25 protein-coding genes are annotated in these 26051 nt (G+C 57.1%); 16 read left to right on the forward strand and 9 right to left on the reverse strand.

All coding sequences use genetic code 11. The features are described from left to right. Nucleotides 1-3 precede the first annotated feature (3 nt). The 5 genes from AC4OVS_RS13230 to AC4OVS_RS13250 all read left to right on the forward strand — a co-directional run bounded on the left by AC4OVS_RS13230 (nucleotide 4) and on the right by AC4OVS_RS13250 (nucleotide 5366). Nucleotides 4-687 carry a TVP38/TMEM64 family protein gene (locus tag AC4OVS_RS13230; RefSeq protein ID WP_427178582.1) on the forward strand — a complete coding sequence of 228 codons (684 nt, stop codon included), beginning with the start codon at nucleotides 4-6 and terminating at the stop codon, nucleotides 685-687. A 6-nt stretch (nucleotides 688-693) separates the two neighbouring features. Continuing rightward, complete coding sequence (locus AC4OVS_RS13235; protein ID WP_491922484.1) at nucleotides 694-1863, forward strand: ABC transporter substrate-binding protein; 1170 nt, start codon at nucleotides 694-696, stop codon at nucleotides 1861-1863. Beyond that, on the forward strand, nucleotides 1836-3365 hold the full coding sequence (locus AC4OVS_RS13240) for an ABC transporter permease family protein (protein WP_491922485.1): 1530 nt from the start codon (nucleotides 1836-1838) through the stop codon (nucleotides 3363-3365). Before AC4OVS_RS13235 ends, AC4OVS_RS13240 begins: the two co-directional genes overlap by 28 nt. Then, the gene (locus tag AC4OVS_RS13245; protein ID WP_180242941.1) at nucleotides 3365-3985 is read left to right on the forward strand and encodes an ATP-binding cassette domain-containing protein; all 621 of its coding nucleotides are present in this window, start codon (nucleotides 3365-3367) and stop codon (nucleotides 3983-3985) included. The genes AC4OVS_RS13240 and AC4OVS_RS13245 overlap by 1 nt, the downstream gene beginning before the upstream one ends. Before the next feature lie 73 nt (nucleotides 3986-4058). After that, complete coding sequence (locus AC4OVS_RS13250; RefSeq protein WP_276349847.1) at nucleotides 4059-5366, forward strand: rhodanese-like domain-containing protein; 1308 nt, start codon at nucleotides 4059-4061, stop codon at nucleotides 5364-5366. Here the strand turns inward: AC4OVS_RS13250 and AC4OVS_RS13255 are convergent. Further along, nucleotides 5363-5980 (reverse strand): CDP-alcohol phosphatidyltransferase family protein, encoded by a 618-nt coding sequence (locus tag AC4OVS_RS13255; protein ID WP_023299894.1) that lies wholly within the window; start codon nucleotides 5978-5980, stop codon nucleotides 5363-5365. The two genes, AC4OVS_RS13250 and AC4OVS_RS13255, sit on opposite strands and share 4 nt — an antisense overlap. Then, on the reverse strand, nucleotides 5970-6542 hold the full coding sequence (locus AC4OVS_RS13260) for a carboxymuconolactone decarboxylase family protein (protein ID WP_155024217.1): 573 nt from the start codon (nucleotides 6540-6542) through the stop codon (nucleotides 5970-5972). The genes AC4OVS_RS13255 and AC4OVS_RS13260 overlap by 11 nt, the downstream gene beginning before the upstream one ends. Nucleotides 6543-6617: 75 nt before the next feature. Here AC4OVS_RS13260 and AC4OVS_RS13265 point away from each other — a divergent pair, with 75 nt between their 5' ends. Next, nucleotides 6618-7034, forward strand: a complete 417-nt coding sequence (locus AC4OVS_RS13265) for a pyrimidine (deoxy)nucleoside triphosphate diphosphatase (protein WP_022647800.1) — start codon at nucleotides 6618-6620, stop codon at nucleotides 7032-7034. On the opposite strand, the gene AC4OVS_RS13270 is transcribed toward AC4OVS_RS13265, so the two are convergent. Next, entirely contained in the window at nucleotides 6994-7266 is a 273-nt protein-coding gene (locus AC4OVS_RS13270; RefSeq protein WP_045621416.1) for a YnjH family protein, read from the reverse strand. The two genes, AC4OVS_RS13265 and AC4OVS_RS13270, sit on opposite strands and share 41 nt — an antisense overlap. Before the next feature lie 225 nt (nucleotides 7267-7491). Here AC4OVS_RS13270 and gdhA point away from each other — a divergent pair, with 225 nt between their 5' ends. Then, nucleotides 7492-8835: an NADP-specific glutamate dehydrogenase gene (gene gdhA / locus AC4OVS_RS13275; RefSeq protein ID WP_023305947.1), complete on the forward strand. Its 1344-nt coding sequence runs from the start codon at nucleotides 7492-7494 to the stop codon at nucleotides 8833-8835. 114 nt (nucleotides 8836-8949) lie between these two features. Here the strand turns inward: gdhA and AC4OVS_RS13280 are convergent, their stop codons facing one another. The 3 genes from AC4OVS_RS13280 to AC4OVS_RS13290 all read right to left on the reverse strand — a co-directional run bounded on the left by AC4OVS_RS13280 (nucleotide 8950) and on the right by AC4OVS_RS13290 (nucleotide 12588). After that, nucleotides 8950-10872 carry a DNA topoisomerase III gene (locus AC4OVS_RS13280; protein WP_063147503.1) on the reverse strand — a complete coding sequence of 641 codons (1923 nt, stop codon included), beginning with the start codon at nucleotides 10870-10872 and terminating at the stop codon, nucleotides 8950-8952. 4 nt (nucleotides 10873-10876) lie between these two features. Then, a complete protein-coding gene (gene selD, locus AC4OVS_RS13285; protein WP_022647796.1) occupies nucleotides 10877-11920 on the reverse strand; it encodes a selenide, water dikinase SelD in 1044 nt (347 codons plus the stop codon). Between the two features lie 116 nt (nucleotides 11921-12036). Then, the gene (locus AC4OVS_RS13290; RefSeq protein ID WP_022647795.1) at nucleotides 12037-12588 is read right to left on the reverse strand and encodes an NAD(P)H nitroreductase; all 552 of its coding nucleotides are present in this window, start codon (nucleotides 12586-12588) and stop codon (nucleotides 12037-12039) included. Between the two features lie 167 nt (nucleotides 12589-12755). On the opposite strand from AC4OVS_RS13290, the gene sppA reads away from it, so the two are divergent. The 4 genes from sppA (at nucleotide 12756) to chiD (ending at nucleotide 17820) form a co-directional block, all read left to right on the forward strand. Continuing rightward, a complete protein-coding gene (sppA, locus tag AC4OVS_RS13295; RefSeq protein ID WP_023299888.1) occupies nucleotides 12756-14612 on the forward strand; it encodes a signal peptide peptidase SppA in 1857 nt (618 codons plus the stop codon). A 62-nt stretch (nucleotides 14613-14674) separates the two neighbouring features. Beyond that, nucleotides 14675-15691 (forward strand): asparaginase, encoded by a 1017-nt coding sequence (gene ansA, locus AC4OVS_RS13300; RefSeq protein WP_023305945.1) that lies wholly within the window; start codon nucleotides 14675-14677, stop codon nucleotides 15689-15691. Nucleotides 15692-15700: 9 nt separating this feature from the next. Then, nucleotides 15701-16342, forward strand: a complete 642-nt coding sequence (gene pncA / locus AC4OVS_RS13305; RefSeq protein ID WP_017384686.1) for a bifunctional nicotinamidase/pyrazinamidase — start codon at nucleotides 15701-15703, stop codon at nucleotides 16340-16342. A 224-nt stretch (nucleotides 16343-16566) separates the two neighbouring features. After that, nucleotides 16567-17820, forward strand: coding sequence for a chitinase ChiD (chiD, locus tag AC4OVS_RS13310; protein WP_022647792.1), 1254 nt, complete (start codon nucleotides 16567-16569; stop codon nucleotides 17818-17820). A gap of 51 nt (nucleotides 17821-17871) precedes the next feature. On the opposite strand, the gene AC4OVS_RS13315 is transcribed toward chiD, so the two are convergent. After that, nucleotides 17872-18144 carry a YeaC family protein gene (locus tag AC4OVS_RS13315; RefSeq protein WP_022647791.1) on the reverse strand — a complete coding sequence of 91 codons (273 nt, stop codon included), beginning with the start codon at nucleotides 18142-18144 and terminating at the stop codon, nucleotides 17872-17874. Nucleotides 18145-18185: 41 nt separating this feature from the next. After that, the gene (gene msrB, locus AC4OVS_RS13320; protein ID WP_022647790.1) at nucleotides 18186-18599 is read right to left on the reverse strand and encodes a peptide-methionine (R)-S-oxide reductase MsrB; all 414 of its coding nucleotides are present in this window, start codon (nucleotides 18597-18599) and stop codon (nucleotides 18186-18188) included. 341 nt (nucleotides 18600-18940) lie between these two features. Between msrB and gapA the strand changes: the two genes are divergently transcribed. Continuing rightward, a complete protein-coding gene (gapA, locus tag AC4OVS_RS13325) occupies nucleotides 18941-19936 on the forward strand; it encodes a glyceraldehyde-3-phosphate dehydrogenase (RefSeq protein WP_006809136.1) in 996 nt (331 codons plus the stop codon). A 74-nt stretch (nucleotides 19937-20010) separates the two neighbouring features. After that, nucleotides 20011-20895, forward strand: a complete 885-nt coding sequence (locus AC4OVS_RS13330; RefSeq protein WP_022647789.1) for a D-hexose-6-phosphate mutarotase — start codon at nucleotides 20011-20013, stop codon at nucleotides 20893-20895. A 66-nt stretch (nucleotides 20896-20961) separates the two neighbouring features. Here AC4OVS_RS13330 and AC4OVS_RS13335 read toward each other — a convergent pair whose 3' ends face one another. Continuing rightward, entirely contained in the window at nucleotides 20962-21708 is a 747-nt protein-coding gene (locus tag AC4OVS_RS13335; protein ID WP_032676322.1) for a MipA/OmpV family protein, read from the reverse strand. 432 nt (nucleotides 21709-22140) lie between these two features. Between AC4OVS_RS13335 and yeaG the strand changes: the two genes are divergently transcribed. The 3 genes from yeaG to AC4OVS_RS13350 all read left to right on the forward strand — a co-directional run bounded on the left by yeaG (nucleotide 22141) and on the right by AC4OVS_RS13350 (nucleotide 26048). Beyond that, a complete protein-coding gene (gene yeaG / locus AC4OVS_RS13340) occupies nucleotides 22141-24075 on the forward strand; it encodes a protein kinase YeaG (RefSeq protein WP_006809140.1) in 1935 nt (644 codons plus the stop codon). Nucleotides 24076-24164: 89 nt separating this feature from the next. After that, nucleotides 24165-25448 carry a YeaH/YhbH family protein gene (locus AC4OVS_RS13345; protein WP_032676323.1) on the forward strand — a complete coding sequence of 428 codons (1284 nt, stop codon included), beginning with the start codon at nucleotides 24165-24167 and terminating at the stop codon, nucleotides 25446-25448. 99 nt (nucleotides 25449-25547) lie between these two features. Further along, entirely contained in the window at nucleotides 25548-26048 is a 501-nt protein-coding gene (locus tag AC4OVS_RS13350) for a YbaK/prolyl-tRNA synthetase associated domain-containing protein (protein WP_023299826.1), read from the forward strand. Nucleotides 26049-26051 lie beyond the last annotated feature (3 nt).

Raw genomic sequence — 26051 nt, forward strand, 5'->3', positions numbered from 1 at the left:
TCAGTGAATATTAAAAAAATCAGTCTACTGTGCGCCCTTCTGGGCGCATTTGTTTTGATCGTTGTTTTGCTTCCTCCGGGCATGCTCTCCCTCGACACGTTAAAAATACACCAGCAAACGTTGCTCGATCGTGTGGAGCAGGCGCCCCTTCAGAGCGCGCTGATCTATTTTGCGGTTTACGTTCTGGTCTCTGCGCTGTCGATACCCGGGGCTGCGCTTCTGACGCTGCTCGGCGGGGCGATTTTCAGCCTGTGGGAGGCGACGCTGTTGGTGTCATTGGCCTCGACGCTCGGCGCCACGCTTGCCATGCTCGTCAGCCGTTATCTGCTGCGTGAATGGGTGCAACGGCGCTTTGCCGCACAGATGAACACGATCGATGTGGGGATGGTTCGCGATGGCGCGCGCTACCTTTTTGCCCTGCGCCTGATGCCGTTGTTTCCGTTCTTTCTGGTCAATTTGCTGATGGGGCTAACCCGTATCCAGGTGCGTCACTACTGGTGGGTCAGCCAGCTTGCGATGCTACCTGCCACCGTCATTTATCTGAACGCCGGACGCGAGCTGGGAAAACTCACCACGCTGCGCGATATTCTGTCGCCGGGACTGCTGTTCGCCTTTACACTATTAGGGTTGTTACCGCTGGTCACTCGCTGGCTGTTTTCCCGTTACATCCCTTCGATTAAAAAGTGAGGCATTATGCGCCGGGTGCGTTTTTGCGCGTTTCTGACGAGTCTGCTGCTGGCAACCTCTGCCTTCGCCGCAGAAAGCTGGCAATCCATTCAGCAACAGGCCACCGGGCAGACCGTCTGGTTTAACGCCTGGGGCGGTGACGAGGCCGTTAACCGCTACCTCGACTGGGTGAGCGACGAGATGAAAACGCACTACGCCATTAACCTGAAGATCGTTCATCTGGCCGATGCCGCCGATGCGGTGAAGCGGATCCAGACGGAACAGGCCGCAGGACGTAGCAGTAACGGGTCGGTGGATCTACTCTGGGTAAACGGGGAAAACTTCCGCACGCTGAAGGAGGCAAACCTGCTGCTCACCGGCTGGGCGCAAACCCTGCCCAACTGGCGTTACGTCGATACCCGTAAACCGGTCACGGAAGATTTTGCCATCCCGACCGATGGGGCGGAATCCCCATGGGGCGGCGCGCAGTTAACCTTCATCGCCCGTAAAGCGAGTATGCCGACGCCTCCGGCAGATCCCCACGCGCTGCTGGCTTACGCTCAGCAGCACCCTGGCAAGGTGAGCTATCCGCGACCGCCGGATTTTACCGGCACGGCGTTTCTTGAACAGCTTCTGCTGGCATTGACCGCCCATCCGGAGGCGTTAAAAAACGCGCCGGACGGCACCTTTGCAGAGATCACCGCGCCGCTGTGGAACTATCTTGATACGCTGCATCCCCTGCTGTGGCGCGAAGGGAACGATTTTCCGCCATCGCCTGCGCGCATGGATACGCTGCTGGCCAGCGGCAGCCTGAACCTGTCGCTCACCTTTAACCCCGCTCATGCGATGCAAAAGGTGGCGAGCGGTGAACTGCCTGCCGACAGCTACAGTTTCGGCTTTCTCAAAGGTATGATCGGCAATGTCCATTTTGTCGCAATCCCGGCAAATGCCAGTGCGAGCGCAGGGGCGAAAGTGGTGGCAAATTTCCTGTTGTCACCGCAGGCGCAGATCCGCAAAGCCGATCCTGCCGTCTGGGGTGACCCGAGCGTGCTGGATGGTGCCAAACTACCTGCGAAAGCGGCAAAACAGCTTCATGCCTTTACCCCTTCAGGCACGCCTGATGTGCTTCCCGAACAGCACGCCGCCTGGGTTAACGCCCTGGAGCAGGAATGGCTTCGCCGCTACGGAACCCGCTAAGAGGGCTGGTATGGGCGGCAATGGCGGTCATCTATCTGCCACTGCTTCCCGCCAGCGGCATGCTGCTGGCCCCGGCGTTTTCTCTCAGTAACTGGGCGGCGCTGTTTGCCGACCCGCAGCTGCCGCAGGCGCTGGCCGCTACGCTGGTGTCAACCCTCATCGCGACGCTGGGCTCACTGTTTATCGCCCTGAGCCTGCTTGCGCTTCTCTGGCCGGGTGATGGCTGGCAGCGCCTGAGCACCCGTCTGTCGTGGCTGTTAGCCGTGCCGCACGTCGCCTTCGCCACCAGCGCGCTGCTGCTGTTTGCGGAAGGCGGTCAGTTTTACCGGATCTGTACAGTCTGTTCGCCGCAGCTTGACCGCTACGGTATCGGGCTTGGCCTGACGCTTGCGGTCAAAGAGAGCGCGTTCGTTCTGTGGGCAATCTACGCCGCGCTGCCTGAAAAGCGCCTCGCACAGCAGAAAATTGTCCTGCATACCTTCGGCTACGGACGAATGCAGGCGCTTAACTGGCTCGTCCTCCCGGCTATCGCCCCCGCGCTGGGCGCCGTGATGCTGGCGGTGCTCGCCTGGTCGCTTTCCGTGGTGGATGTGGCGATCGTGCTCGGGCCGGGCAACCCACCTACGCTGGCGGTGCTGGCCTGGCAGTGGCTCACCCAGGGCGATGCGCAGCAGCAGTCAAAAGGAACGTTGCTGTGTCTGGTGTTGCTCCTGCTGCTGGCCGCACTTGCCGCGGTGGGATACAGCCTCTGGACGGCTTGGCGGCGCGCCCAGCCTGACGTCTCGGGGGTACGTCGCGCTTCGCATACCGCGTTGCCCGCACGGACGCTGGGCGGGTTACTGCCGCTGTGCGGTGTGCTCTGTGCGCTGGTTCTGCTGATGCTGGCACGCCGGGGCGACATCGGCCCCGTCAGCGACAGCCTTTCACTGGGACTGCTGTCCAGCCTGACAGCGCTGGCCATCCTCATGCTCTGGCTTGAGTGGGGACCCCAGCGTGGCGCGGTGTGGATCTGGCTGCCGCTCGCCCTCCCGGCGCTGCCCCTCGTGTCCGGGCAGTATGCCGTGGCGCTGTGGCTGGGCATCGACGGCCAGTACGCTGCGGTGCTCTGGAGCCATATGCTCTGGGTTCTCCCGTGGATGCTCCTGGTGCTGCAACCGGCCTGGCGCAGGCTCGATCCCCGGCTTATCCTCACCGCCAGAACGCTGGGCTGGCGACAGGCGAAAATTTTCTGGTTAGTGAAATGCCCCCTGATGATTCGTCCGGCCCTGCTGGCCGTTGCCACCGGTTTTTCCGTGAGCATGGCCCAGTACATGCCCACCCTCTGGCTGGGAGCGGGTCGTTTTACTACTCTGACCACGGATGCGGTCGCCCTCAGCAGCGGCGGCAGCGTTCCGATCCTTGCCAGCCGGGCGCTGGGTCTGTTGCTGTTGACCAGCAGCGTATTTGCCCTTGCCGCGCTGCTCGCCCGGTTCGTGGGCCGTCACAGACAAGGATTACGTTAATGCTGAACGTGAAAAATCTCACCATTGCGCCACTCTTACGTGAGGTCAACTTCCGCGTCCCGGCAGGGGAGATTCTCACGCTGATGGGACCCTCCGGGAGCGGGAAATCGACCCTTTTCGCCTGGATGGTGGGCGCGTTATCCGCTGATTTTAAGGCGCACGGCGAGCTGTGGCTGAACGATCGTCGCTGCGATATGCTCCCCGTGGAAACGCGCGGGATCGGCATTCTGTTTCAGGACGCCCTGCTGTTTGACGCCTTCAGCGTGGGGCAAAACCTGATGCTGGCGTTGCCGGCGCACATTGCCGGACGCGCGCGGCGCGACGCGGTAGAGCAGGCTCTTGAATCTGCCGGGCTGGAAAACCTCTACGCCAGCGATCCGGCGACCCTTTCCGGCGGCGAGCGCGCCCGGGTCAGCCTGCTGCGCGCCCTTCTCGCCCAGCCGCAGGCATTGCTGCTCGACGAACCGTTCAGCCGACTGGATAAAACGCTCCGCGCCTCATTCCGGGCGTGGGTATTCGAAACCACTCGCCAGCGCAAGATCCCGGTGGTGCTGGTCACGCATGATGAGGAAGATATCCCGCCCGGCGGAGAGGTGATTGAGATTTCTCGCTGGCAATAATGTGCTAACGCAATGTTTTTGGCTTCAGGAGAGACGACAATGCCACCCTCTTTTAATGACGTCAGGTTTTTCGATGAAACGTGTTTCTCAACTGACCGCGCTGGCTCTGATCTGCGGCCTCGCCTCACTCTCCTCCATGGCGGCTGATATGCCCCACTCCCTCACGCTGGACCGGCTCCAGGCGCAAAACGGCGCGGTAATTGATACGCGCATCAGTGCGTTCTATAACGGCTGGCCGCAGACGCTGCGCGGAACGTCCGGGCATGAACCCGCCGCGCTTAATCTCTCTGCAGGCTGGCTTGGGGCAATGAGCGATGAACAGCTCAGCGGCTGGGCAAAACAGCATCGGCTTACGCCTGACATGCCGGTTGCGCTCTATGGCAATGATGATGACAACCAGACCGTCAAAACGCGGCTGGAAAAAGCGGGTTTTACCCACGTTTCCATCCTGAGCGATGCCCTGCAACAATCCGACCGTTTGCAACGTCTGGCACATTTTGAACAGCTGGTTTATCCGCAGTGGATCCACCTGTTGCAGCAGGGCAAACCCGTTACCGCCGCACCAGCCGGAGAATGGAAGGTGATCGAGGCTGGCTGGGGTGCGCCGAAGCTTTATCTCCTGAGCCACATTCCCGGCGCGGGCTACATCGACACCAATGAAGTGGAAAGCGAACCGCTGTGGAATAAGGTCGCTGACGAAAAGTTGAAAGCGATGCTGGCGAAGCACGGGATCCGTCACGATACCACCGTCATTCTGTACGGTCGCGACGTATATGCCGCCGCGCGCGTGGCGCAGATCATGCTCTACGCGGGCGTGAAGGATGTGCGAATTCTGGACGGCGGCTGGAAGGCATGGTCAGATGCCAGCCTGCCCGTTGAGCGCGGAACGCCTGAGAACGTGAAGCCAGCCCCTGATTTTGGCGCGCCGATCCCGGGCCAGCCCCGGCTGATGGTGGATATGGAACAGGCCCGGGGAATGCTGCACCGTCAGGACGCCTCACTGGTGAGCATTCGTTCCTGGCCAGAGTTTATCGGTGAAACCAGCGGCTACAGCTATATCAAGCCAAAAGGTGACATTGCCGGTGCGCGCTGGGGCCATGCGGGTAGCGACGCGACCCACATGGAAGATTTCCACAATCCGGATGGCACCATGCGCAGCGCCGATGATATTGCCGCCATGTGGAAGACGTGGAATATCCTGCCGGAGCAGCACGTTGCGTTTTACTGCGGCACCGGCTGGCGCGCGTCTGAAGCCTTCATGTACGCCCGCGCCATGGGCTGGCAAAACGTTGCCGTCTACGACGGCGGCTGGTACGAATGGAGCAGCCATCCGCAGAACCCGGTCTCCACCGGGGAGCGTGGACCGGAGAGTACACGCTAGCGGGGGAGTGACTTCAGCGTCACGTAACCGCTCCAGATGCGCGTTGTGGTGGTCAGCCAGCACAACGCGCCAAACGCCCAGGCAAACAGCGTGAAGTGTGCCGGAAACAGGCAGCACAGCACAAACAGCGCGATGGTCTCCGTTCCTTCCGTTAATCCTCCAATGTAATAAAGCGACTTGTGCGCGTAGCCGGGGTTGTCGATATTATGCTTCCCCGCCAGCGCGGCAAAGGCCAGGAAACTGCTGCCTGTCCCCATAAACGCGAACAGCAGCCAGGCGGCGGCGATCGCATTGTCAGCCGGAGCGGCCAGCGCGAAGCCAAACGGTACCAGCGCGTAAAACAGGAAGTCGAGGGCGATATCAAGAAATCCTCCCGCGTCCGTCAGGCCACGGCGACGCGCCAGCGCACCGTCCAGACCATCCAGCAGCCGGTTCAGCACAATGGCGACCAGCGCTGGCAGATACCAGCCCAGCGCCAGAAACGGTAACGCCAGTACGCCAATCGCAAACCCGGCGAGCGTTAACCCATCAGGCGTAATAAACGGTTTATCCAGCGCGGCGGCCAGCTGATTTAACCCGGGCTTCAGCCGTGGATGCAGATGTTTATCCAGCATGCGGTTCACCTTTAAACGTGGCACACAGGCCCTGAGCCGGGATATCCAGCGCGGCGTTAAAGCGGGCGGAGAGGTTCTGAAAGGCAATCAGAGCCGTCATTTCGGTGATAGTCTCTTCGCTAAAGTGGCGCTTCAGCTGGTTTTTGATATTTTCATCCACCTGAGGCGGCGTGGCGGTGACCGCTTCCGCATAGGCCAGCGCCGCGCGCTCCTCTTCGCTGAACAGGGTGGAATTTTGCCATTCGTTGACGGCCTGCACTTTATCCAGCGCCCCGCTCCGCTCGGCCAGACGCAGGCTGTTGGCATCAATACAAAATGCGCAGTGGCAGATCTGCGAGACCCGCGTCATTAGTAACGAACGCAGAACCGGCGTCAAACGCGCCTTGCGCCGCTCCAGATAGCCGACAAATAGCGCTACCAGCCAGAAAAGACGCGGCATACGCCCCCACCAGCGCGTGGGGTTCAGCACCGCGCCGAAGTGTTTTTTCTGCATGGCAGCAATGGGCTTGAGGCTGACGGGAAGGGTTTCCATGGGCGCAACCCAGGCGGCTGTCTCTTTCACCTGATTCTCCTGATGACTGGACTCTTTGGCAGGGCACGATAATATGTCGTTTTTCGCTATTAATTATTGACGAACATGCTGAAAACACTCGATGTTGTTGCGGCCATCCTCGAAAAAGAGGGCAAGATCTTGCTGGCGCAGCGTCCCGAACATGCCGATCAGCCAGGAATGTGGGAATTTGCGGGCGGAAAGGTTGAAGCCGGTGAGACCCAGCAGGAAGCGCTGATCCGCGAACTACGCGAAGAGCTCGGCATTGAAGCCGTGCCCGCGCGGTATGTGGCAAGCCACCAGCGGGAAGTGTCGCAGCGGCTGATCCACCTCCACGCCTGGCACGTGCCGGAATTTAGCGGCGAGCTGAAGGCGCACTACCACTCGGCGCTGGTGTGGTGCACGCCAGAAGACGCGTTCACGTATGATTTAGCCCCGGCGGATATACCGCTCCTGGAAGCGTTTATTCTTTTACGCGACGCCAGACCAGCGGGTTTGTACTGAGGGTGCGTTCATCACGCTGGCACTGCAACAGCACGCCATCCGCCCTGACCACTGCGCCTTCGGAATAGTTTTGATCCTGATAGATACAGCACTGATTACACGGCTGCGCACGCTGGCCGCCAGCGCTAAAAACCTCTGGCGGCACGTTAACTTCGACATCCGGGCGAATGCGATCAGCCTGTGCCCCGGCGGACACCATCAAACATAACGCGACCATTGCGAAACGGTTCATAGACTTAATTTCCTTTGCATCGTTTATATCTATAACGGTAGATCCTGACGGGATCTTTAATTTATCTCGTCATCGCTTTTGGTTATGACGCGCGCCTTGTCATTAATTTCCCTTTCGGCCTAAATTTCTGCTTGCCTCTCAAAGCGGTGCGGGTGGTATAGTCAAAAAAACGACACAAAACATCTCCGCCACACGCATAAATTATTATAAGAGGTTCTTATATCTATGGATCAGACACGCTCTCTGGAAAGCTTTCTTGCCCATGTTCAGCAGCGCGACCCGCACCAAAGCGAGTTTGCCCAGGCCGTTCGTGAAGTCATGACCACCCTGTGGCCCTTCCTTGAGGAAAATCCGCGCTACCGCCAGATGGCGCTGCTTGAACGTCTGGTGGAGCCGGAGCGCGTCATCCAGTTCCGCGTGGCGTGGGTGGACGATCGCAATCAGGTACAGGTCAACCGCGCGTGGCGCGTGCAGTTTAACTCCGCCATTGGGCCGTTTAAGGGCGGGATGCGCTTCCATCCCTCGGTGAACCTGTCGATTCTGAAATTCCTCGGCTTCGAGCAGACCTTTAAAAATGCGCTCACTACCCTGCCGATGGGCGGTGGTAAAGGCGGGAGTGATTTCGATCCGAAAGGCAAGAGCGAAGGCGAAGTGATGCGCTTCTGCCAGGCGCTGGTCACTGAGCTCTATCGCCACCTTGGGCCGGACACCGACGTTCCTGCCGGGGATATCGGCGTGGGTGGTCGTGAAGTGGGCTTTATGGCCGGGATGATGAAAAAGCTCTCCAACAACAGCGCCTGCGTCTTTACCGGCAAAGGTCTGTCGTTTGGCGGCAGCCTGATTCGTCCGGAAGCGACGGGTTACGGTCTGGTCTATTTCACTGAAGCGATGCTTAAGCGTCACGGGCTGAGCTTCGAGGGGATGCGCGTGGCGGTCTCCGGCTCCGGCAACGTGGCGCAGTACGCTATCGAGAAAGCGATGGCGTTTGGCGCGCGCGTAGTGACCGCCTCCGACTCCAGCGGCACCGTGGTGGATGAAGCTGGCTTCACGGCAGAAAAACTGGCGCGTCTATGCGAAATCAAAGCCAGCCGTGACGGCCGCGTGGCGGATTATGCCCGAGAGTTTAGCCTGACCTATCTGGAAGGTAAACAGCCGTGGGGTGTGCCGGTGGATATCGCCCTGCCGTGCGCGACGCAAAACGAGCTGGACGTGGATGCCGCCCGGACGCTGATTAGCAATGGCGTGAAGGCGGTAGCGGAAGGGGCAAATATGCCCACCACCATTGAAGCGACCGATCTGTTCCTGGACGCGGGCGTACTCTTTGCGCCAGGCAAGGCGGCGAACGCGGGCGGGGTGGCAACATCCGGTCTGGAAATGGCACAAAACGCCGCGAGAATGGGCTGGAAGGCGGAGAAAGTGGATGCCCGTCTGCACCACATTATGCTTGATATTCACCATGCCTGCGTGGAGTACGGCGGTGAGGCTTCACAGACCAACTACGTGCGCGGCGCCAACATCGCCGGGTTCGTGAAGGTGGCCGATGCGATGATCGGGCAGGGTGTGATTTAGTTTCGCTGCATTCTCGCCCTTGCAGGCCCGGTAAGCGTTATCGCCACCGGGCTTTTTTCAGGCCGCAGAGCTGCTTTTTGCCGGGTGGCGGCTTCGCCTTACCCGGCCTACGGTTTAAGCGGTGGTATTTTTGGCTGCGCTTTTTTTCTTTTTGAACGGTTTCTTCGCCCCGCCACCCGGGGCAACCATCCCCCGGAATCGCTTCACTGGCGTGCTGCGCGCCTGATCAATCAGCTGATAAAGCGTCCCCACCAGCGGCTGCATAAAGTCCTGGTAACGGCACTGCTTTTCGCTGATCTGCGTCAGCACCGACTCCCAGTGCGCGGTCATGTCCGGTCTGGCGGCCAGCTCTGGCAAGGAGTGAATCAGTGCCCGGCCCGGCTCTGTCGAATGGATATAGCGCCCTTTTTTCTCGAGAAAACCACGCTTAAACAGCAACTCGATAATCCCCGCGCGGGTTGCTTCCGTACCCAGACCGTCGGTGGCGCGGAGGATCTTCTTTAGATCTTTATCCTGCACAAAACGGGCGATCCCGGTCATGGCCGAAAGCAGCGTCGCATCGGTGAAGTGGCGCGGCGGCTGGGTCTGACGTTCAACCACTTCGCCTTTTTCGCACAGCAGTTCATCGCCTTTGGCTACGACCGGCAGCGGCGTGCCGTCGTTCTCTTCGTCACGCTCTTTGTTGCCGAGCAGCGTGCGCCAGCCCGCTTCCGCGAGGAAACGCGCTTTGGCGATAAATTTGCCTTTGGCAATTTCCAGCTCAATAACGCACTTGCGGAAAACCGCGTCCGGGCAGAACTGCATCAGATACTGACGCGCGATCAGGTTATAGACCTTTGCTTCGTTGTCGTTCAGGTTGACGTTGCTGGTGCGCGCCGTCGGGATTATCGCGTGGTGGGCATCGACTTTTTTATCGTCCCAGCAGCGGTTATGGGTATCCGGGTTTACCGCCGGCTGCGGCAACAGATCCGGCGCATGGACACCAATGGCATTCATCACCGAGTGGCGTCCGGCGAAGTGTTCCTCCGGCAGATAGCGGCTGTCCGAACGCGGATAGGTGATCAGCTTGTGGGTTTCATAGAGCTTCTGGCAGATATCGAGCACGTTCTGCGCGCTCAGGCCAAACTTTTTCGCGGCCTCGATCTGCAACGCCGAAAGGGAGAACGGCAGCGGTGCGGGCTCTGATTCCCGTTTGTCGTTATAGCTGGTAACGATCGCGGGCTGGCCGGTAATGCGGTTAACCACGTGCTCCGCCAGCGGACGATGCAGCAGCCGTCCCTCTTCGTCCTGATATGACTCACAGGCATCGCTCGGCTGCCAGACGGCGGTAAAGCGTTCGTCTTTCGGCGTGACGATATGCGCTTTGACTTCGAAGAAGTCTTTGGCGACGAAATTTTCGATCTCTTCGTCGCGACGCACCACCAGCCCCAGCACCGGGGTTTGAACACGCCCAACAGAGAGTACGCCCTGATAGCCCGCATTGCGTCCCAGGATGGTGTAGGCGCGGGTCATGTTGATCCCGTACAGCCAGTCGGCACGCGCACGCGCCAGCGCGGAGACACACAGGGGAATAAATTCGCTGTTGGCGCGCAGGCGCGAAATCGCGCGCTCCACCGCCTGCGGGTTGAGGTCGTTAATTAAACAGCGCTGCACCTGCTGGCGCTTTTCCGGTGCCAACTCCAGGTAGTCGAGCACTTCGTCGACAAGCAGTTGCCCTTCCCTGTCCGGGTCACCCGCGTGGACCACTTCCGTCGCCTCATGCAGGAAACGCTTAATGACGTTGAGCTGTTTGGTGACGGAAGGACGCGGTTGCAGACGCCACTTTTCCGGCACGATCGGCAGATCGTTGAGATTCCAGCGGGCGTAGCGGCTGTCGTAGACATCCGGCTGCGCCTGTTCAAGCAGGTGACCGATACACCAGGTGACCACCTGCCCGTTACCGCATTCGATAAAGCCATCACCTTTGCGATGCGGCTTGGGCAGCACGTCGGCGATGGCTCGCGCCAGACTCGGCTTTTCGGCAATAAACAACCGCATCGAATTAACGGATCTCAATCATCGGGCGGCCACCGCGGGCGGTCACCAGCTCGCCAATGGCCGTCAGGGTGATGCCAAACTCGGCCGCCGTTGCCTGAACGTCAGCTTCTGCTTCCGGCGTCACCGCCAGCAGCAGGCCGCCGGAGGTTTGCGGATCGCACAGCAGATTGCGCCACGCTTCCGGCATTTCGCCCATTAAATGGCCGTAGCTGGCGAAGTTGCGCTGCGTCCCGCCCGGAACGGCGCCCTGAGCAATGTACTCTTCCACGCCCGGCAGCTTCGGCACATCCTGATACCAGACCTGCGCCTGCACGCCCGCGCCCTGACAGACTTCAGAGAGGTGTCCCAGCAGACCAAAGCCGGTCACGTCGGTCATGGCCTTCACGCCGTCGATACTGGCGAATGCCGCACCGGCAAGGTTCATCTGGCACATCACTTCCGTTGCCAGACCAATATGCTCGGGCTTCAGCAGGGACTTTTTCTCGGCGGTTGTCAGTACGCCAATGCCCAGCGGCTTGGTGAGGAACAGCTTGCAGCCCGCCTGCGCGGTGCTGTTGCGCTTCACGCGTTCGGTCGGCACCACGCCGGTGACGGCCAGGCCGAAGATCGGCTCCGGCGCATCGATAGAGTGACCACCGGCCAGGGCAATACCCGCCTGCTGGCAGGCAAAGCGTCCGCCTTCGATGACATCGCGGGCAATCTCCGGCGGGAGGGTGTTAATCGGCCAGCCCAGAATGGCGATCGCCATAATCGGCTTACCGCCCATCGCGAAGATATCGCTGATGGCGTTGGTGGCCGCAATGCGTCCGAAGTCGAACGGGTTGTCGACAATCGGCATAAAGAAGTCAGTGGTGCTGATAATGCTGGTGCCGTTACCTAAGTCATAAACCGCTGCATCGTCACGCGTTTCGTTACCGACAAGCAGGTTCGGGTCGACAAACTTCGCCTGTTCACTGTGCAGGATGGTCTCCAGCACTTTCGGGGAAATTTTACAACCGCAACCGGCTCCGTGGCTGTATTGCGTTAAACGAATGGTTTGCTCACTCATGGACGTCTCCTGTCATCTCAATCGCGCTATGGTAGCGCTCATTCCATAAAGAGGTAAGTATGACTGTCTGAATTCTGCGGCGGATGCTCAGAATCCAGACAGTTTAGCGCGTGTAATTAAAAACGGCTGACGAAAGGCGTGGTGTCCGGCACGCTAATGGTGCTGGAGGCTTTAAGTTGCGGGGTGCCGAGATAGAGGAAGCCGACAATTTTATCGTGTTCACCGCAGGAGAAGCCTTCCCGCACGGCGGCGCTCCCGGTCAGCGGCCCGGTACGCCAGATGCCGTTAAAGCCCTGCGCGACGGCGGCCATCTGCATTGCCATTACCGCGCAACCGGCAGACATCTCCTGCTCCCAGACCGGCACTTTATGGTCGGCCTGGCATTTTGCGACTACCGCGATGATCATCGGCGCACGGAACGGCGCGTTGCGGGCTTTATCAATCCCCTTCTCATCCTGGCCTGCGGCAACCGCCCCCTGCTCCAGCAGCTGGCTGAAGCGGTCGCGCCCTTCGCCTTCAATAATAAAGAAGTGCCACGGCTGCAATGTGCCATGGTCCGGCGCACGCATTCCGGCACGCAGAATGTTTTCCAGCTGTTCGCCGACGGGGGCCGGGTCGGCCAGGCGGGAAGCGCTACGACGGTTAACAAGCAGTTCAAGTGCGTCCATTGGTTAACTCCTTTCGTGAAATTTACTCACAAAATTAACACGACAGCAGAATTTGTTACAGCGTGGCAGGCGATTCCTGCTGACAAGTGGCGGTTGGGTCATTACGATAACCGCACATTACCGTCCTGTGGCGACGGAAACAGTCCTTTTCTGGTTAGGGAGAATACATGCGAACCCTTTGGCGAATCTTTGCCGGTTTCTTTAAATGGACGTGGCGACTGCTCAACTTCGTCCGCAACCTGGTGATGAATATCTTCTTCATCTTCCTGGTCCTGGTATGCGCAGGTATCTGGATGCATCTCAGCAGCGCCAGCCAGGCGCAGAATTCGACGCGCGGCGCACTGCTCCTTGATATCACCGGGGTGATTGTTGATAAGCCATCGACCAGCAACCGTCTGGGCGTGATTGGCCGCCAGCTGTTCGGCGCGACTTCAGACCGCCTGCAGGAAAACTCCCTGTTTGATATCGTTGACACGATCCGTCAGGCCAAAGACGATCGCAACATTACCGGTATCGTGCTGGATCTGAAAGATTTTGCCGGAGCCGATCAGCCTTCGATGCAGTACATCGGGAAAGCGCTGCGGGAATTCCGCGACAGCGGTAAACCGGTCATTGCCGTCGGCGACAGCTACACCCAGGGGCAATATTATCTGGCGAGCTTTGCTAACAAAATCTGGCTCTCTCCGCAGGGCACGGTCGATCTGCATGGCTTCGCCACAAATGGTCTGTACTACAAATCGCTGCTCGACAAGCTGAAGGTCACTACCCACGTCTTCCGCGTCGGGACCTATAAATCTGCCGTGGAGCCGTTTATCCGTGATGATATGTCCCCTGCCGCCCGTGAAGCGGACAGCCGCTGGATTGGCGAGCTGTGGCAGAACTATCTCGGCACCATTGCCGCTAACCGTCAAATGACCGCTGAGCAGGTCTTCCCGGGCGCGCGCGGTGTGCTGGAGGGCCTGCGCAAAGTGGACGGCGATACAGCGAAATACGCGCTTGATAACAAACTGGTCGATCGGCTGGGTTCCAGCGCTGAAATCGAAAAAGCGCTGACCAAACAGTTCGGCTGGAGTAAAGAGGACAAGAACTACAGCGCCATCAGCATGTATGACTACGCCGCGAAAAAGCCGGATGACAGCGGTGACAGCATCGCCGTGGTGTTTGCTAACGGGGCCATTATGGACGGTGAAGAAACGCCGGGGAACGTCGGCGGGGACACCACCGCGTCGCAGATCCGCGATGCGCGCCTGGATCCGAAAGTGAAGGCGATTGTCCTGCGGGTGAACAGCCCTGGCGGCAGCGTCAGCGCCTCCGAGGTGATCCGTGCTGAGCTGGCCGCCGCGCGTGCCGCGGGCAAGCCGGTCGTGGTCTCGATGGGGGGCATGGCGGCTTCAGGGGGGTACTGGATCTCGACGCCAGCCAACTACATTGTGGCTAACCCAAGCACGCTGACCGGCTCGATTGGCATCTTCGGCGTGATCAACACCGTAGAGAACAGCCTGGATTATCTCGGCGTTCATACCGACGGCGTTTCCACCTCGCCGCTGGCGGATGTGTCCGTGACTAAATCTCTGCCGCCTGAGGTGTCCGAGATGATGCAGCTCAGCATTGAGAGTGGCTATAAGCGCTTCATCACGCTGGTGGCGGATTCCCGTAAAAAGACGCCAGACCAGATTGACCAGATCGCGCAGGGCCACGTCTGGACCGGCCAGGATGCGAAGAGCAACGGTCTGGTAGACAGCCTGGGTGACTTCGACGATGCCGTGAAGAAAGCGGCGGAACTGGCGAAGCTCAAGCAGTGGCACGTTGACTATTATCAGGACGAACCGACGTTCTTCGATATGGTCATGGACAGCATGTCCGGCTCCGTCCGCGCCATGCTGCCGGAAGCGCTTCAGGCGTATCTGCCGGCGCCGGTGGCGACGGCGGCTAAAGCCATGAAAGCGGAGAGCGATAAGCTCGCGACTTTCAACGATCCGCAAAGCCGTTACGCGTTTTGCCTGACCTGTGCGAACGTGCGTTAAAAACCGTCCCCTCTTCCCGTTAAGAGGGGATTTTTTCTTTTGAAGAACAAGAACTCATTACCATGCAGAAGAAATCAATATATGTCGCCTATACCGGCGGTACCATCGGTATGCAGCGCTCAGAAAATGGCTATATTCCGGTTTCTGGCCACTTGCAGCGCCAGCTGGCGCTGATGCCTGAATTCCACCGTCCGGAAATGCCGGACTTTACCATCCACGAATATGAGCCGCTGATGGACTCCTCCGACATGACGCCGGAAGACTGGCAGCATATTGCGGACGATATTAAAGCCCATTACGACCAGTACGACGGCTTCGTGATCCTGCACGGCACCGACACCATGGCGTTCACCGCCTCGGCGCTCTCCTTCATGCTGGAGAACCTGGGCAAGCCCGTCATCGTGACCGGTTCGCAGATCCCGCTGGCGGAACTGCGTTCAGACGGGCAGATCAACCTGCTTAACTCCCTGTACGTGGCCGCAAATTACCCGATCAACGAGGTAACGCTGTTCTTCAACAACCGACTGTACCGCGGGAACCGTACCACTAAAGCGCACGCTGACGGCTTTGACGCGTTTGCCTCACCTAACCTGCAACCGCTGCTGGAAGCGGGGATCCATATCCGTCGTCTGGGCACGCCGCCCGCGCCAAATACTGCAGGCGAGCTGATCGTTCACCCGATCACCCCGCAGCCGATTGGCGTGGTGACGATTTATCCGGGTATTTCCGCCGACGTGGTGCGCAACTTCCTGCGCCAACCGGTGAAGGCGCTGATCCTGCGCTCCTATGGCGTGGGTAACGCCCCGCAGAACGGTGAGTTCCTGAAAGAGCTTCAGGAGGCGAGCGATCGCGGGATTGTGGTGGTGAACCTCACCCAGTGTATGTCCGGTAAGGTCAATATGGGCGGCTACGCCACCGGCAACGCCCTGGCGCACGCTGGCGTGATCAGTGGTTTCGATATGACCGTTGAGGCAACGCTGACTAAACTTCACTATTTACTGAGTCAGGATCTGGATATTGATTCCATTCGCCGCGCCATGATGCAAAACCTGCGCGGTGAACTGACGCCGGACGAATAAGGAGTTCCCATGAAGCAACGCGCCCTGTTACTGGTCGATTTGCAAAATGATTTCTGTGCGGGTGGTGCGCTGGCCGTCGCGGAAGGCGACAGCACCGTAGACGTCGCGAATTCGCTGATTGAGTGGTGTAAGGCTCGTGGTGAAGCGGTGGTGGCGAGTCAGGACTGGCATCCGGCAAACCACGGCAGCTTTGCCAGCCAGCACAACGTTGAGCCTTACAGCCAGGGCGAACTGGACGGACTGGCGCAAACCTTCTGGCCCGATCACTGCGTGCAGCAGACGGAAGGCGCTGAGCTGCATCCGCTGCTGAACCAGAAAGCCATCGACGCGGTGTTCCACAAAGGTGAAAACCCAACCATCGACAGCTACAGCGCATTCTTCGATAACGGTCACCGCCAGAAGACGGCGCTGGACGCATGGTTACGCCATCATGAGATCACCGAGCTGATTGTGCTGGGCCTGGCGACGGATTACTGCGTGAAGTTCACCGTGCTGGATGCGCTCCAGCTGGGCTATACCGTGAATGTCATTACCGACGGCTGTCGCGGGGTGAATATTCAGCCGCATGACAGCGCCCAGGCGTTTATGGATATGGCCGCAGAAGGCGCAACGCTGTATACGCTGGCTGACTGGATGGAGACGCAGGCGTAAGCTTTTTTAGCCGGGAGGCGGCTTCGCCTTACCCGGCCTACTTTCTCTGGTTTTGTAGGCCGGGTAAGCATCAGCGCCACCCGGCAAAACCCCCTCCCCGATCTCCCATAAAGTGAACTCCCTCGCATCACAAGCGAGGCGGCGATGGTATTCTCTTCAGGCTGTTTTTTCGCCACGCCTTTTCTGTGGCGTGGTTATTTTTATTCAGTCAAAGAGGAACTTATATGAAACGTTTGCCCTTGCTGGCAGCATTACCCTTGCTTTGCGCGTCACTGGCTTCCGCCGCGCCCCTGATGTCCGTGGGCTACTTCAATGGCGGTGGCGATGTTACCGCCGGACCGGGTGGCGATATCAATAAACTCGATGTCCGCCAGATCACACACCTCAACTACTCGTTTGGTCTGGTCTATAACAACGAGAAAGACGAAACCAACCCTGCACTGAAAGATCCGGCAAAACTGCATCAAATCTGGTTATCACCCAAGGTGGCATCCGACCTGGCGTTACTTCCTCAGCTTCGTAAACAAAACCCGAATTTAAAAGTGCTGCTTTCCGTTGGCGGCTGGGGCGCACGTGGTTTTTCTGGCGCAGCGGCTACCAAAGAGAGCCGCGCGGTGTTTATTCGCTCCGCGCAGCAGATCGTCAGTCAATACGGCCTGGACGGGATCGATCTCGACTGGGAGTTCCCGGTCAACGGCGCGTGGGGACTGGTCGAGAGCACCCCTGCCGACCGGGATAATTTCACCGCGCTGTTAAAAGAGATGCGTGACGCGTTTGGTAAGAAAAAACTGGTCACGATTGCGGTGGGCGCAAATGCAGAAAGTCCGAAAAGCTGGGTGGATGTGAAGGCTATTGCCCCCCTGCTCGATTACATCAACCTGATGACCTACGACATGGCGTACGGGACGCAGTATTTTAACGCGAATCTGTATGACTCCAGCGCCTGGCCAACGGTGGCTGCCGCAGACAAATACAGCGTTGATTTTGTGGTGAATAACTATCTGGCCGCCGGCCTTAAGCCGCAGCAAATGAACCTCGGAATCGGTTTTTACGGTCGTGTACCGAAGCGCGCCGTTGAACCGGGTATCGACTGGAGTAAACCGGACGCGCAAAACAATCCGGTCACCCAGCCCTACTTCGGGCCGCAGGAACTGGGCCTGTTCAAATCGCTTGGCTATGACCTGACCAAAGATACCTACGTGAAATACAACGATATCGTCCGCAAACTGCTAAACGATCCGCAGAAACGCTTTACCGAGCACTGGGACGAACAGGCGAAGGTGCCGTGGCTGTCGGTAAAATCCGCCGACGGGAAGGCGCTGTTTGCGATCTCCTATGAGAACCCGCGTTCCGTGGCGATTAAAGCCGATTATATCAAGGAGAAAGGTCTCGCCGGGGCGATGTTCTGGGAGTATGGCGCGGATGACAACAACCAGTTAGCGAAGCAGCTGGCGGAGTCGCTTGGGATCCCGCACTAAGGTGTAGTGTGCCGGGTGGCGGCTTCGCCTTACCCGGCCTACATGGGAGATTTATTTGAAGGTTGCAATCGGCTTCGGCGTGATGCCGAAGTCTTCTTTCAGTTCGCGCTTACTTTTCATCACCATCTGACCGTTAGTGTCGATGGTCATGTGCTGGGCGTTGGTATTGTGACGCGCCTGCCACAGCATCACCAGCTGCAAGCTGTTCTCTTTTTGCTCAGGTGTGAGCGCCACACCGTCCGGCCATTTTCCCAGCTCAACGGCCGTCACCAGGCGCTGATAAACCTCCGGGGTCATGCCTGCAATCATGTCATCAATATTCACGATCTCTCCCTTTCAAAGGAATAATTTGCTGAATCGTTTTTTCAACCCTTGGTCTGGTCGCCGTTTTCGTCATCGGTAAAGCTCATCGAAGCCGAATTTACGCAGAAACGCTCCCCCGTCGGCTGCGGGCCATCCGGGAAGACATGCCCGAGATGGGCGTCGCAGTTCCCACAACGAATTTCGGTGCGCACCATGCCGTGCGAGGAGTCCGTCAGATAGCGGATCGCATCATCGCTGACAGGCTCGTAAAAGCTTGGCCAGCCGCAGCCAGAATCGTACTTAGTCTGGGAGTTAAACAGCGGTGCATCACACACCAGGCAATGGTAGACGCCTTCCCGTTTATTGTGCAGCAAACGCCCGGTAAACGGCGGTTCCGTGCCGTGATTTTGCGTTACGTAAAACTGCATCTCTGTAAGGTTTTTTTTCAAATCGTCGGGGTTATGTTGGTTCGACATATGCTTACATCTCGCTGTTGTAACAGACATCTTTTAACCCAGATTCTAACAAAACATTAACACCCGCGCGTGCACTTTTGATCTAAACTTATGTGTCGCGAAAAGGCGGTCAGGCAATTGTGATCAATTTCACATTTTAATCCTGCAAGGCCTTTAAAATTCCGGGCGCAGCCCCCATGTGGTTGCTAGCTCAAAGGGAAAGTGAGGCGAGTCAGTCGCACAAACGTTAGTCACAGGATTGATTTGTCGCAATGATTGACACGATTCCGCTTGACGCTGCGTAAGGTTTTTGTAATTTTACAGGCAACCTTTTATTCACTAACAAATAGCTGGTGGAATATATGACTATCAAAGTAGGTATCAACGGTTTTGGCCGTATCGGCCGTATTGTTTTCCGTGCTGCTCAGAAACGTTCTGACATCGAAATCGTTGGTATCAACGATCTCCTGGACGCTGAATACATGGCGTACATGCTGAAGTACGACTCAACTCACGGTCGTTTCGACGGCACCGTTGAAGTGAAAGACGGCCACCTGGTTGTTAACGGCAAAACCATCCGCGTTACTGCTGAGAAAGACCCAGCTAACCTGAAATGGAACGAAATCGGTGTTGACGTTGTAGCTGAAGCTACCGGTATCTTCCTGACCGACGAAACTGCACGTAAACACATCACTGCGGGTGCGAAGAAAGTTGTTCTGACTGGTCCTTCCAAAGACAACACCCCAATGTTCGTTCGCGGTGCAAACTTCGAAACTTACGCTGGCCAGGACATCGTTTCCAACGCATCCTGCACCACCAACTGCCTGGCACCGCTGGCTAAAGTTATCAACGACAACTTCGGCATCATCGAAGGTCTGATGACTACCGTTCACGCTACCACCGCTACTCAGAAAACCGTTGATGGCCCGTCTCACAAAGACTGGCGCGGCGGCCGTGGCGCGGCTCAGAACATCATCCCATCTTCTACCGGTGCTGCTAAAGCAGTAGGTAAAGTACTGCCAGAACTGAATGGCAAACTGACTGGTATGGCGTTCCGCGTTCCAACTCCTAACGTATCCGTTGTTGACCTGACCGTTCGTCTGGAAAAAGCTGCTTCTTACGAAGAAATTAAGAAAGCAATCAAAGCTGCTTCCGAAGGCCCAATGAAAGGCGTTCTGGGTTACACCGAAGACGACGTTGTATCTACCGATTTCAACGGCGAAGTGTGCACTTCCGTGTTCGATGCTAAAGCAGGTATCGCACTGAACGACAACTTCGTGAAACTGGTTTCCTGGTACGACAACGAAACTGGCTACTCTAACAAAGTACTGGACCTGATCGCTCACATCTCCAAATAAGTTGAGATGAGTGCTTGATCCTAAAAGGCGACTTCGGTCGCCTTTTTTATTGTTTTTAGACAGAGGATTGCTTAATGATTAATAAAATTTTTGCACTTCCGGTAGTCGAACAACTTACCCCTGTGCTCTCCCGCCGTCAGATTGACGGCGCCGATATCATCGTCGTCGATCATCCGCGCGTTAAAGCCTCCGTAGCGCTCAATGGCGCCCACCTGCTCTCCTGGAAACCAGAAGGCGAAGAAGAAGGCCTGTGGCTGAGCGAGGCCACCTCGTTCAAAAAAGGGGCGGCGATCCGTGGCGGCGTACCGATCTGCTGGCCATGGTTTGGTCCGTCAGCGCAGCAGGGATTGCCGTCTCACGGTTTCGCCCGTAACCAGCAGTGGACGCTGAAAGCCCACAACGAAGATGATAACGGCGCGGTGTTGACCTTTGAACTTCAGGCAAATGATGAAACGCGCGCCCTGTGGCCACATGAATTCACCCTCTATGCCCGCTTCAAGCTGGGTAAAACCTGCGAGATTGAACTGGAAGCGCACGGCGAATTCGAAACAACGTCCGCCCTGCACACCTATTTCAACGTAGGCGACATTCAGGCCGTTAAGGTGAGCGGACTTGGCGATACCTTTATCGACAAAGTGGACAACGCGAAAGAAGGCAGGCTGGACGACGGCGTTCAGAGCTTCCCGGACCGTACCGACCGCGTGTATCTGCACCCGGAAGCCTGTAGCGTCATCCACGACAGCGCGTTGAACCGCGGCATTGACGTGGTTCACCACCACCATAGCAACGTGGTGGGCTGGAACCCGGGCCCTGCCCTTTCCGTCAGCATGGCAGATATCCCGGATGACGGTTACAAGACCTTCGTGTGTGTGGAAACCGCGTGCGTGACCGCCCCGCAGAAAACCAGCGAAGAAAAACCGTCCCGCTTAGGCCAGACGATCAAGATTGTGAAGCGCTAATATTTATCAGGCACCATAAAAAACAAACGGGGCGCAAGCGCCCCGTTTTAATACATCACGTTCTGGTCAGAACTTGTAGGTCACACCCACGGAGAAGATGCCGGACCAGGACTTGTCGACCATCGGGCTGTCCTTCACTTCGTCGCTCAGACGGGTATAACGGCCAGTACCGTACACGTTCCAGTCGCCGAGGAAGTTATACGAGGCGGTGAGTTCCAGGTACGGATCCCAGCCATCATCAGCGCTGTAGCTCTTCAGACCACTGCGGCGAGACTCAGCCTTAGACACGCCATAGTAGTAGTCATTGTAATTCTCGCTGCTGTACTGCACACCGATACCCGGCGTCAGGGTCACCGCGCCATTGGTATAGCGATAAAGCCACGCCAGATCCCAGATAAAGCCATTGCTGTTGTCCAGGGTATCGCCCGCCAGCGCCGTGCGCAGGAAGCCATACTCGGTATTATGGACGTAAGAAAGCCCGGCCATCAGTGAGCTTCTGCGCTTGTCCAGCTGACGAAGCGCATTGCTGTCGCTGTCGCCTGGTTTAAAGTACGTTGGGTCGTAATAGGCCATGATGGAGAGCTTATCGGCCGTATCGTTCCACAGATAGTAGCCGCCGCCCAATCCACGGAACCAGAAGTTATCGCCTTCATAGGTGACAACGGGGACAGGATAAACGTCGCGGTCATACTGCTTGTACGGGCTGTTGATCACGCCAGCACCCGCGCCAACAGTCCACTGGCTCTCAGCCTGTACGGTGCTCGCTGCGGTAGCGGCAAGGATGCCCAATGCCAGAAGTTTGAGTTTGGTCACAATCCATTCTTTCCTGTAGTCAAATAATCAGCGGGTGAAGTGTAACCGCCATTCCCGTACATCCCAAAATTTTTTGCGCGCGAATCCATTTGATTAACCCGTTATTTTTCATTTTTCAGATGACATCCCGCTTTCATTTATGTGACCGATAAATGAAAAACCCCCTTTTCGCTTATAACCGCAGTGGAAATTTTTGGATGAGTTATTGATATGTCATTGAAAGTAGATTTTATCCGTATGCAAGTTTTGCAATTGCCATCTACGCTTTAATTTAAGAAGAGGTTTTGCTGAACACCCTGCGGTTCATAGCCTTCGACCTGGCACACAGGTTGCTGCTCTGGCAGTGAGGTGCGAAAGATTCTCTTCCGGGAGCCTCCACTACTCATACGAACGGCTCTTATCCTGTGCTAAAAAACGAAAGGACGGCATGCCATGAATATATTCGATCACTATCGCCAGCGCTACGAAGCTGCCAAGGACGAAGAGTTCACACTGCAGGAGTTTCTTACCATTTGTCGGCAAGATCGCAGTGCCTATGCCAATGCGGCAGAACGGCTATTGATGGCTATCGGTGAGCCAAACATGGTTGATACTGCCCTGGAGCCACGGCTTTCCCGTCTTTTTTCGAATCGGGTAGTCGCCCGATACCCGGCGTTTGAAGAGTTCTATGGTATGGAAGATGCCATTGAGCAGATTGTCTCCTACCTGAAGCATGCCGCTCAGGGGCTGGAAGAGAAGAAACAGATCCTTTACCTGCTGGGTCCCGTCGGCGGGGGTAAATCCTCCCTGGCTGAACGGCTGAAAGCGCTGATGCAGCGCGTGCCGATCTACGTGCTGAGCGCCAACGGCGAGCGCAGCCCGGTCAATGACCATCCGCTGTGCCTGTTTAATCCGCAAGAGGATGCGCAAATTCTGGAAAAAGAGTTTGGCATTCCGCATCGCTATCTCGGTACGATCATGTCGCCGTGGGCGGCAAAACGCCTGCACGAGTTTGGTGGGGACATCACCAAATTCCGCGTCGTGAAAGTGTGGCCGTCTATCCTCGAGCAGATCGCCATTGCTAAAACTGAACCCGGTGACGAGAACAACCAGGACATCTCGGCGCTGGTGGGTAAAGTCGATATCCGTAAGCTGGAACATCACGCGCAAAACGACCCGGATGCCTATGGCTATTCCGGTGCGCTGTGCCGCGCCAACCAGGGGATTATGGAATTCGTCGAGATGTTTAAAGCACCGATCAAAGTGCTGCATCCGCTGCTGACCGCCACCCAGGAGGGGAACTACAACGGGACGGAAGGTATTTCCGCCCTGCCGTTTAACGGGATTATCCTCGCCCACTCGAACGAATCTGAATGGGTGACCTTCCGTAACAACAAAAACAATGAGGCGTTCCTTGACCGCGTGTACATCGTCAAAGTGCCTTATTGCCTGCGCATCTCCGAGGAGATCAAGATTTACGAAAAACTGCTCAACCACAGTGAGCTGGTCCATGCCCCTTGCGCACCGGGAACGCTGGAAACGCTGTCACGCTTCTCGATCCTGTCGCGCCTGAAAGAGCCGGAAAACTCCAGCATTTACTCCAAAATGCGCGTGTATGACGGCGAAAGCCTGAAGGATACCGACCCGAAAGCCAAATCGTACCAGGAATACCGCGATTACGCCGGGGTCGACGAAGGGATGAACGGTTTGTCGACGCGTTTCGCGTTTAAGATCCTCTCCCGCGTCTTTAACTTCGACCACGCGGAGGTGGCCGCCAACCCGGTACATCTTTTCTACGTGCTGGAACAGCAAATTGAACGTGAACAGTTCCCACAGGAGCAGGCTGAACGCTACCTGGAGTTCCTGAAAGGCTACCTGATCCCGAAATACGCCGAGTTTATCGGCAAAGAGATCCAGACCGCCTACCTGGAATCCTATTCCGAATACGGCCAGAACATTTTCGATCGGTACGTCACCTACGCTGACTTCTGGATCCAGGATCAGGAGTACCGCGACCCGGATACCGGCCAGCTGTTTGACCGTGAATCCCTGAACGCAGAGCTGGAAAAAATTGAGAAACCGGCCGGGATCAGCAACCCGAAAGACTTCCGAAACGAGATTGTGAACTTCGTGCTGCGCGCCAGAGCGCATAACAACGGCCGTAATCCAAACTGGACCAGCTACGAAAAACTGCGCACGGTTATAGAGAAGAAAATGTTCTCTAACACGGAAGAGCTGTTGCCGGTTATCTCGTTCAACGCCAAAACCTCAACCGACGAGCAGAAAAAGCACGACGATTTTGTCGACCGTATGATGGAAAAAGGCTATACGCGCAAACAGGTCCGCCTGCTTTGTGAATGGTATCTGCGCGTGCGTAAATCGTCTTAAAACAAGTGCCCGGTAACGCGCTTACCGGGCCAACAAAATGTCCGGCACTTACGGACGCTGCAAGTTGGCAAATGCAGTACGGGGGATATATGACCTGGTTTATTGACCGGCGTCTTAACGGCAAAAACAAGAGCACGGTGAATCGCCAGCGCTTCTTGCGCCGTTATAAAGCGCAAATTAAACAGTCGATCTCCGAGGCCATCAACAAACGCTCGGTGACCGACGTCGACAGCGGCGAATCCGTCTCCATCCCCAACGATGACATCAGCGAACCGATGTTTCATCAGGGGCGTGGCGGCCTTCGCCATCGCGTGCACCCAGGTAATGACCACTTCGTCCAGAATGACAGAATCGAGCGGCCACAAGGCGGAGGCGGCGGTTCTGGCAGCGGTCAGGGACAGGCCAGCCAGGACGGTGAAGGCCAGGATGAGTTCGTCTTTCAGATTTCAAAAGACGAATATCTCGACCTGCTGTTTGAGGATCTGGCCCTGCCGAATCTGAGAAAGAATCAGCACCGTCAGCTCAACGAATACAAAACCCATCGCGCGGGTTATACCGCAAACGGGGTGCCCGCCAACATCAGCGTGGTGCGTTCACTGCAAAACTCGCTGGCGCGACGCACGGCGATGACGGCAGGCAAACGGCGCGAACTGCGCGAGCTGGAAACCAACCTGAAAGTGGTGGAAAACACCGAACCGGCGCAACTACTGGAAGAGGAGCGCCTGCGAAAAGAGATCGCCGAACTGCGGGCGAAGATCGACCGGGTACCGTTTATCGACACGTTCGACCTGCGCTATAAGAACTACGAAAAACGTCCGGAGCCTTCCAGCCAGGCGGTGATGTTCTGCCTGATGGACGTGTCAGGTTCAATGGATCAGGCCACCAAGGATATGGCTAAGCGTTTTTATATTCTGCTCTATCTGTTCCTGAGCAGAACGTATAAGAACGTGGAGGTGGTCTACATCCGCCATCACACTCAGGCGAAAGAGGTGGATGAGCATGAGTTTTTCTACTCGCAGGAGACCGGTGGCACCATCGTGTCGAGCGCCCTTAAGCTGATGGATGAGGTGGTGAAGGAGCGCTACGACCCGGCGCAGTGGAACATCTACGCCGCCCAGGCATCGGATGGCGATAACTGGGCGGATGACTCGCCCCTGTGTCATGAAATTCTGGCGAAGAAGATCCTGCCGGTGGTGCGCTACTACAGTTACATTGAAATTACCCGTCGCGCCCACCAGACGCTGTGGCGTGAGTATGAGCATCTGCAAGCGATGTTCGATAACTTTGCGATGCAGCACATTCGTGACCAGGATGACATCTATCCGGTCTTCCGGGAACTGTTCCAGAAACAGTCTTCCACCAGCAACGCATGAATCAACAGCCAGCGCTCCCGCTGGCTGTTTTCTTTCAGCCCTCTCCCTCCCATGCTAATGTAGTAAGCTACGTATTGGCTAATCACAGGTGAAATCGTTATGTCAGATGACGTGACCGGGACGACAACCCATCAGCAGCTAATCAGCTTATTAACCGAGCAGGAGGCGCACTTTCGTGTGGTGGCGCATGAGGCCGTAGGGAAATGCGAAGCGGTCAGTGAAATTCGCGGGACCGATCTCCGCCAGGGAGCAAAAGCGCTGGTCTGTAAGGTAAAAGGCAACGGCGTTAAGAAACATATTCTGGCAATCCTCGCCGCCGATCGGCAGGCCGATCTGAGCCTGCTGGCCAGCCATTTCGGAGGGCTTAAGGCATCTCTCGCCAGTCCGGCCGAAGTGGATGCGCTTACCGGCTGCGTTTTCGGCGCCATTCCCCCCTTCAGCTTTCACCCGGATCTGACGCTTGTCGCCGATCCGTTGCTGTTTGAGCGCTTTGACGAGATCGCCTTTAACGCCGGTCTGCTGGAAAAATCGGTGATTATGGATACCCAGGACTATCTGCGTATCGCCCGTCCTGAACTGGTGTCGTTCCGTAAACAATAAATA

This window comes from Enterobacter sp. 4974935 (assembly GCF_058661735.1).